7 protein-coding genes and 1 tRNA gene are annotated in these 7,299 nt (G+C 52.6%); 3 read left to right on the top strand and 5 right to left on the bottom strand.

Annotated elements, in window-relative coordinates; genetic code table 11:
* Nucleotides 1-186 precede the first annotated feature (186 nt).
* The 3 genes from B5E82_RS03145 to B5E82_RS03135 all read left to right on the top strand — a co-directional run bounded on the left by B5E82_RS03145 (nt 187) and on the right by B5E82_RS03135 (nt 1,543).
* Nucleotides 187-258 (top strand) — tRNA-Asn (locus tag B5E82_RS03145).
* A gap of 253 nt (nt 259-511) precedes the next feature.
* Nucleotides 512-1,018, top strand: a complete 507-nt coding sequence (locus tag B5E82_RS03140; RefSeq protein WP_087305922.1) for a MarR family winged helix-turn-helix transcriptional regulator — start codon at nt 512-514, stop codon at nt 1,016-1,018.
* Nucleotides 1,019-1,543: a flavodoxin domain-containing protein gene (locus B5E82_RS03135; protein WP_087305921.1), complete on the top strand. Its 525-nt coding sequence runs from the start codon at nt 1,019-1,021 to the stop codon at nt 1,541-1,543.
* A 132-nt stretch (nt 1,544-1,675) separates the two neighbouring features.
* On the opposite strand, the gene B5E82_RS03130 is transcribed toward B5E82_RS03135, so the two are convergent.
* From B5E82_RS03130 to B5E82_RS03110, 5 genes are all read right to left on the bottom strand, one after another.
* Nucleotides 1,676-2,101, bottom strand: a complete 426-nt coding sequence (locus tag B5E82_RS03130) for a GtrA family protein (RefSeq protein ID WP_087164612.1) — start codon at nt 2,099-2,101, stop codon at nt 1,676-1,678.
* Nucleotides 2,098-3,702: a xylulokinase gene (locus tag B5E82_RS03125; protein WP_087305920.1), complete on the bottom strand. Its 1,605-nt coding sequence runs from the start codon at nt 3,700-3,702 to the stop codon at nt 2,098-2,100. The genes B5E82_RS03130 and B5E82_RS03125 overlap by 4 nt, the downstream gene beginning before the upstream one ends.
* A gap of 67 nt (nt 3,703-3,769) precedes the next feature.
* A complete protein-coding gene (locus B5E82_RS03120; RefSeq protein WP_087305919.1) occupies nt 3,770-4,411 on the bottom strand; it encodes a TetR/AcrR family transcriptional regulator in 642 nt (213 codons plus the stop codon).
* Nucleotides 4,405-5,598, bottom strand: a complete 1,194-nt coding sequence (locus tag B5E82_RS03115) for a class II aldolase/adducin family protein (RefSeq protein ID WP_087305918.1) — start codon at nt 5,596-5,598, stop codon at nt 4,405-4,407. The genes B5E82_RS03120 and B5E82_RS03115 overlap by 7 nt, the downstream gene beginning before the upstream one ends.
* A 14-nt stretch (nt 5,599-5,612) precedes the next feature.
* Entirely contained in the window at nt 5,613-7,097 is a 1,485-nt protein-coding gene (locus B5E82_RS03110) for an aspartate aminotransferase family protein (RefSeq protein ID WP_087305917.1), read from the bottom strand.
* Nucleotides 7,098-7,299 lie beyond the last annotated feature (202 nt).

Here is a 7,299-nt window from a genome sequence, read left to right as displayed (position 1 = left end):
TAGATAGGGCAGAGGTGGAAGCACGGTAACGTGTGGAGCTGACTGTTACTAATAGGTCGAGGGCTTGACCAAAAAGCGAAGAAAGCGAAAGCACTTCGCAAAGCGTCATAGGATAGAAAAAAGTCTTAAAAATGGATTGACAGTATATAGTTTTGAAGGTATAAGGGAAGAACTTATGCCAGATAATCCTCGATAGCTCAATGGTAGAGCACACGGCTGTTAACCGTGGGGTTGTAGGTTCGAGCCCTACTCGGGGAGCTTCAGAGGAGAGAGACCTGTGAGCAGAATGCTTGCAGGTCTTTTTATTGTGGGTCGCGGCTCATAGTTTTTATGTACAATATGGTAAAGTGTTGTTTCTCTTTTTATTGACAGATTAAAGCAATCCTGCTATTCTAAAATAGGAAACTAGTTACCTAATTAACTGCCAAACGGCCGGCTGCTGTCTGTTTAAGAGCAGAAACAGTATCCGGACAGAAACAGGCAGGAGAAAGCAGAATTTCAGAAAACAGATATGAAAGATTTAAGAATACAGGAACTGATTACGCGGTTTTCTGATACCAGGGAAAATCAGCAAAAAGCAGTATTCAGCACTCTGTTCATTGCTGGAAACAGGCTGCAGACTGTTTTTGACAATCATATCCCGGAGATATCCTTGAAGCAGTTTATGCTGCTGTCGATAGTCAGACAGTTGCCAGAGCAGCTGACGTTTACGCAGCTGGGTGATATTCTGGGCTGTTCCCGCCAGAATATAAAGAAGCTGGCGGACGCACTGGAGAAAAAGGGATTTATTACGATTCAGCAGAGCTCCTCTGACGCGAGAGCTATGTGCATCTGTCCTGCGAAGAAAGCAGAGGAATATTTTCAAGAGGAGTTTTCTGTGTATCAGAAAGAATTGAAATATCTTTTTGAGGTGTATACGGAAAAAGAATTGGAGCAGTTTTTCCGGCTTTTGATGAGGCTGTACGCAGGAATAGAAAATCTGCAGAGGAGCATAAGAGAAGAGGAGAGGGGAAAATAGATGAAAACGGCAGTCATTTATCATTCACAGACAGGTTTTACGAAACGCTATGCTCAGTGGACAGCGGAGACGGTAAAAGCGGATTGTTTTGAATTGTCAGAAGCCAGGGAAAAAGATTTGTCCGGGTATGAAGCAGTTGTGTTTGGGAGCTGGGTGTGCGCCGGAAGTCTCAGCAAGTTCGGCTGGTTTAAAAGCAATATGGACAAATGGAAGGATAAAAAGCTTGCGGTTTTTTGCGTCGGAGCAAGTCCGGCGGATAATCCGGAGGTCCAGGATTTCCTGAAGCAGAATTTTGGAGGACCGGAATTCGCAGGAGTCAGGGTATTTTACTGCCCAGGCGGCTTTTGCTATGAGAAGATGGGGATGAAGTCGAAGCTTATGATGAAGGTGTTTATGAAAGCGCTGAAGGCGAAAAAGGAGAAGACAGAAGCAGAGAAAGAGATGATAAGATGGATTTCTTCTTCTTATGACATTTCTGACAGAAAGTATATTGAGCCTGTGCTGGAATATCTGAAGGAATTATAAGAATGGCTATAAAGAAAAGACTGAATGGATGGGAGCTTTCAGTTTTGCCCCTGCCATTCAGTCTTAATATAGGAATGACCAAAATGGATTGACTGTTAAAGAACCGTCATAGCGGTGTAAGGGAACGAGAAATCAACATTCGTTCTCTTTTTTCTGCGTTTCTCTCGTATCGATGGAATCCCGGAAGACATAGAAACGGTCGTACAGGAATTCCAGAGTCAGGTTGCAGACCATGTTCAGCGCAGTTACCAGATATTCGTTCCAGTGGAGTGTATCGGCCAGATAGCTGCCCGCAATGGTGGAGACCGGGGTGAACACGCAGTAGAAGGCGAAGACCTTCAGCATGGCCACGGGCACATTGCTGGCGGACTGGAAGGTGTACCGGCGGTTTAGTGTGAAGTTCCAGAGAACCGACAGGATCAGGGCTATCAGGTAACAGGGCCAGTAGCTCCAGCCGGTCAGCTCGTTCAGCAGGGAGAAAGCAATGATTTCGATGAGCCCTGCTGAAATGGAAAACAGTACGAATTTCAAGGTGCGGAGCAGTTCTTTATGCTTCATGCGTGAGCCTCCCCTCTTCGGCGCAGGAGCCGGAAGTTGTCTTTATTGGCTGCGTACAGCTTCTTGAAAATTTCATAGGAATGATTGTAGAGGGCATGTTCTGCCGGATTCGGCGCATAGCGGCTGTGGATGGGGATGAAGTCCCGTATCCTGTCCAGGTCGGGAATCAGGCCCAGACCGACGGCTGCCACAGCTGCGGCGCCTACGGAGCCCACATTCTGCGGACTTTCTACCACCTCAATCGGATGTCCCGTGATATCGGCCAGAATCTGTGAGGTGACAGGGGAAAGGGCGCCTCCCCCCACGAAGCGGATGGTGTCGGAGACGCTTATCTTTCGGGCCTGACATTCCAGCATCCAGCGCAGGTGATAGCAGATACCCTCCAGAACCGCGCGGATAAGCTCTGTCTTTCCGGTCTCCAGGCGGATGCCGAAGAACATGCCGGCGGCTGCGGGGTCTTCAAAGGGACAGCGGTTGCCATGAAGCCATGGAGTGAAGATGACGCCTCCGGAACCTGCGGGAGCATATTTCACAGTCTCTGTCATATAATCGTACAGGCTGCGGGCGACGGCTTCGGGACCTTCCGAGATGTCCTTCTTTTCCAGATAAATGCCGATTTCATCCAGAGCGAGATGATCCCGGACCCATTCCAGACATTTTCCGGCTGTCTCCATTTCCGCAAAGTAGTTGTAGCGGCCGCGCTGGGCGCCGACGATGGCCGCGATCATGGCGGATACGTCCACCAGCTGCCGGTCGGTCACGGTGCTGACCCAGCCGGAGGTGCCACAGTAGATATGAGTGTCTCCCACGCGTGTGCAGCCGGAGCCCACGCCGATGAGGGAAGCGTCTCCGCCTCCGCCGAAGACGGGCGTGCCCGGGACAAGCCCCAGTTCAGACGCGGCATGTTCGGTCAGGACGCCTGCCTGTTCGGAAGAAGAGATGATTTCCGGAAGATGTTCCATGCGGATGCCGAAGGTTCTGCATAAGGGCTCACTCCACATATGTTTTCTGGTATCGTAGAGCAGCGTGGCGAAGGCGGAATCTTCAGTCATCACAAAACGGCCCGTACAGCGGTGTATCAGATACTCTTTTACATCCAGCCATTTGTGGGCGCGGGCAAAATTTTCCGGCTCATGGGCTTCTATCCATTTGTATTTCCACATGGGGTCCTTGACGCTTGTGGAGACAGCTCCGGTGATCCGCAGGCTTTTCAGAAGCTTGAAGATGTTAGCCCCGGCAATTTGGATGCCGTAGGCGATACCTTTCCGGATTTCTTCCACGGCCCGCTGGTCCATATAGCTCATGGGACGGTGGACGGGAACGCCGTTTTCGTCTGTCAGCACAAGTCCCTGCATCTGGGAGCAGAAGGAGATTCCGGCTATCTGCTCCGGGGCGGTGCCTGTTCTTTTAAGAAGTCTTTCTGTGGTGCAGCACATGGCAGTCCACCATTCATCGGCGTCCTGTTCGGCTCCTCCATCTTCTAAAATGTAGAGATTGTATCCTTCACTCTCTCCGGCCAGCAGAGTGATGCTGCTGCCGATCTCAAAAAGACAGGTTTTTACGCCTGTGGTTCCAATGTCGTAAGCAAGCACATATGTCATATTTCATTCCCCCTGTATGTAAATGTATATCATATCCCTCCGGCGATTCAGTACAGGCTGAATCAAATCACTTGTCCTGTTCTTCAAAAGTAAATGCAGACTCCAGAAATTTCAGCATTTCCTTTCTTATCGATGGATTCATGTCTTCGGGTTCTGCTCCGCAGTAGATGCGGAAACGTTCTCTGTAGTAATCGCAGCAGTAGGTAAACTGCAGCATCATCAGCAGATTGTCAAAGAAAAAAGCGAAGAGCCCTGGATCGGCGTCCCGGCGTATTTTTCCTTCCCGCTGGGCACGTTCTGTCATACTGGTGTATAGACGGGCGCTCAAGGATTCGATCTCCTGAGTCAGGGCGGGAACAAAGCGCGCGGCGCTTCCGCAGGTCAGTTCGTGGTACATACGGATATGGCTGGGATGTTCCCGGCAGTGCTGCTGGAGCGCCTGAATCAGGCGCTCCGCGTACTGCAGAAGCTTTTCCTCCCGGCTGGTGGTTTCAGACAGGGTGCGTTCCAGCTCCTGCATGCTTTTTTTCACGCAGGCCAGAAAAAATCCATCTTTGTCTCCGTAATATTTATAGAGTACGCCGACGCTGATTCCGGCCCGTCCCGCAACCCTGCTCATACTGGTTTTCTCAAAGCCCTGCTCGCCGAATTCTGTAATGCCGGCCTCCAGAATCTCCTCCAGTTTTTCTTCAGTCAGGCGTTTCAGCAAATCTCATCCTCCTCTTGACCGGAAGCTTCCCGGGACTGTGCCTGCCCTTCCTTTTTTCGGGAGTATTTGGTCTGATAAATCAATCTCTGCAGCCGGGCGTCCACAGGATTCAGCGGCTCGCAGTCGCTCAGAAGCTTTGCGTACAGAGCGGCTTCACAGCCTTTTTCCAGAAGAAGGGCGGCCGCGGCCACGTCATCAGCTGTTTTCCCGGTACAGAAGCCGCCGCAGTCTTCCAGAAGCGCGGCGTTCCGGCCTGTGAGCGCTTTCGCGATGGCCGCGGGCTGCCGCCGATTCTCCCAGTGCCTTGCGCAGCGGATGTCCGGTCCGGCGATCTGGGCCAGATCATCCAGATAGGGATAGACGGTTTTGCCCAGGATACTCATAGCCATAGTGGAGGCGGAGCGTACATGCAGAATAAACCGGGCGCCGCTGCGCCGGTAAATGGCTGCGTGGACGGCAGCCGGACGGTCAGAATCCTCTGGAACAAGCCGCAGATCGTAGATGCGGGTGACAGAGCCGGTCTTCAGTTTAAAATAATGGCCGCTGCGCTGGCTTCTGCCGTAGTCTGGCATGGGCCAGAGGGCGCGCTGCTCTGTGTACATCTTAAGTTCCTCGTCCAGTACCGCGCCGATCCGCTCTGCGCAGATTCTTTCCAGGGCTTCGGCAGCCTGGAAAGCGGTGTCACAGTCTGTTCCGAGACAGAGCGCGCCGTGGCCGCGCATGAGAATGGCCTGGGTGGATGGATTGGAGGAAAGCTGGTCCGCCACTGCCTGGCGGAGCTTATCCGTGGAAGGAAGCCCGTAGGCGGCGCAGGGAACCCGTTTTCCAAGGACGGGGTCGGAAAAGCCGCTTAAGGCCCAGCCGCGGATACCGTAGACGGAGGCTTTGTCCTGGTGGGTGTGAATCACGAAGTTTACCTCCGGCCTCAGCCGGTAGGCATCCGCATGGATGCCCTTTTCGCTGGAGGGCTTACGCTCTCCCTCATAACTTAAATCGGAAATATTTACAAGAACCAGATCCTCCGGCTGCATATGCTCATAGCCCAGGCCGCTGGGTGTAATGACAAATTGTTCCTCAGATACCCGGGCGCTTACGTTGCCCCAGGTACGGGCCACAAGGCCGGCCTCCGTCAGTCTGTGCACGGCGGAGATTATGAGTTCTCTGGCTTCTGTCTCTTTATAGGCCATAGGTCTGAACCTCCTTATACGTCGATTCTTCCGCAGTTTGCAAATACCCGGTCAAAGCGGGAGAGCACGTCGTCGATCATTTCCTCCGTGTAAGCGGCGCTGGTGTAGAGTCTGGAGCCGGCCAGAGTGACGATGCCCTCTGCCATATAAGCGGCGCCGATATGCTCCATCTCTTTCTGACGGATTCCGGTTTCTTTCAGCACGTGGGGAATCGTCCAGGGTTTTGACCAGTCTACAATGAAATGCATGGTTCCTACGCTGTCCAGGTGGCAGATGGAACCCTGGTTGAAGGCCACGAAGGGCAGGTCGTATTTTTTGATCAGCTTCTGAAGGCCCTTTGTCAGACGGTCGCCCATGCGTCCTGCTTTTTCGCAGGCATTCGTCCGCTCAATCTCACAGAGTGTGTAGTAACCTGCTACACAGGAAATGGGAGTCGCAGCCAGGGTGCCGCCGCACATGGCTTTGGAAACCTTCTTTCCGGAGGAATCAAGACCTGCTCCCAGATAAGCCATGCAGTCCTCATGGCCGCCGACTCCGCCTGCTCCCGGATAGCCGCCGGCGATGATCTTTCCGAAGATAGTCAGATCCGGATCTACGCCGAAATAGCTCTGGGCTCCGCCCGGTCCGATACGGAATCCGGTTACCACTTCATCGAAGACGAGAAGAGCTCCATATTTGTGGGCCAGCCATTCAGCACCTTTGATGAATTTTTTGGATACGGGACGGGTGCCGCTTTCCGGTCCTACCGGCTCGATATAGATGGCCGCTGTGCCGCCTGTGAGCTCGTTCATTTTCAGCTTCCGTTCCAGATCATCCAGATCACCCGGGAAAAATTCATTGGTATGCTTAAATACAAAGTTCGGAACGCCTTTGGACATCAAGCCCTTCGTTCCGGGTACACGGATGCCGTAGGCCAGCTGGTCGGACCAGCCATGGTAGGCGCCGCCCATCTTCAGAATGTTTTTCTTTTTCGTTTTCAGCCGGGCGATTCTGGCCGCGACCATGCAGGCCTCGGTTCCGGAGCCCAGCATACGGAACTTCTGGACAGAGGGAACCATCTCCGTGATCTTCTTTGCCAGCTTGTATTCATACTCGTGAAACAGGCCGGTGGAGGGGCCGCAGGTATTCAGAAGCTCGATGACCTTTTCCCGCACTTCCGGCATGTTGCTTCCGAGAATGGTGGGTCCGCCTGCCTGCAGCAGGTCATAGTACCAGTTCCCGTCGATGTCGTAGAGCCTGGCGCCTTCCGCCTTTTCAATAACGATGGGGAACGGGTAATTGAAAGCCAGATTGTGCTGTACGCCTCCGGGAATGACCTTCTTTGCCTCGGTGATCATTGCCTTGGACTTACTGCACTTCTTTTCGAAATACTCTTCCTCGTACATTTTCAGCTTATCCGGACGCACGGAATAAACCGGTTTTTTGATCAGCTCATCCAGCTGTCTGGTGACTTCTGCCGCGTTCAGATACTTGTCGATTGCAAATCCATTGTATGCCATACCTTTTCCTCCTGTTCTGCTGGCTCATGGAAGCGCCGCTTCCGGTTTTGGGAAATCCGGTGCCGGCGCAGATGTAGGGTTCGTCTTGTGAATCTATGTTCACGTCTTGCCTCCATTTTACCATTTCGACAGGAAAGCTGTCAACGAAGGCGGAGAGAATTTTTCCCGTATATGGAGCGGCAGCTGCCGCTCAGGCCGGTTT

The sequence above is a fragment of the Lachnoclostridium sp. An138 genome (genome assembly GCF_002160765.1).
Classification (GTDB): Bacteria; Bacillota; Clostridia; order Lachnospirales; family Lachnospiraceae; genus Laedolimicola; species Laedolimicola faecalis.
This window is presented reverse-complemented; position numbering and strand designations above follow the sequence as displayed.

Bases quoted from the DNA above. Each gene is read 5' to 3' on its own strand.
- B5E82_RS03110 (WP_087305917.1), bottom strand. From the start codon at position 7,097: ATGGCATACAATGGATTTGCAATCGACAAGTATCTGAACGCGGCAGAA.
- B5E82_RS03115 (WP_087305918.1), bottom strand. From the start codon at position 5,598: ATGGCCTATAAAGAGACAGAAGCCAGAGAACTCATAATCTCCGCCGTG.
- B5E82_RS03130 (WP_087164612.1), bottom strand. From the start codon at position 2,101: ATGAAGCATAAAGAACTGCTCCGCACCTTGAAATTCGTACTGTTTTCC.
- B5E82_RS03125 (WP_087305920.1), bottom strand. From the start codon at position 3,702: ATGACATATGTGCTTGCTTACGACATTGGAACCACAGGCGTAAAAACC.
- B5E82_RS03140 (WP_087305922.1), top strand. From the start codon at position 512: ATGAAAGATTTAAGAATACAGGAACTGATTACGCGGTTTTCTGATACC.
- B5E82_RS03135 (WP_087305921.1), top strand. From the start codon at position 1,019: ATGAAAACGGCAGTCATTTATCATTCACAGACAGGTTTTACGAAACGC.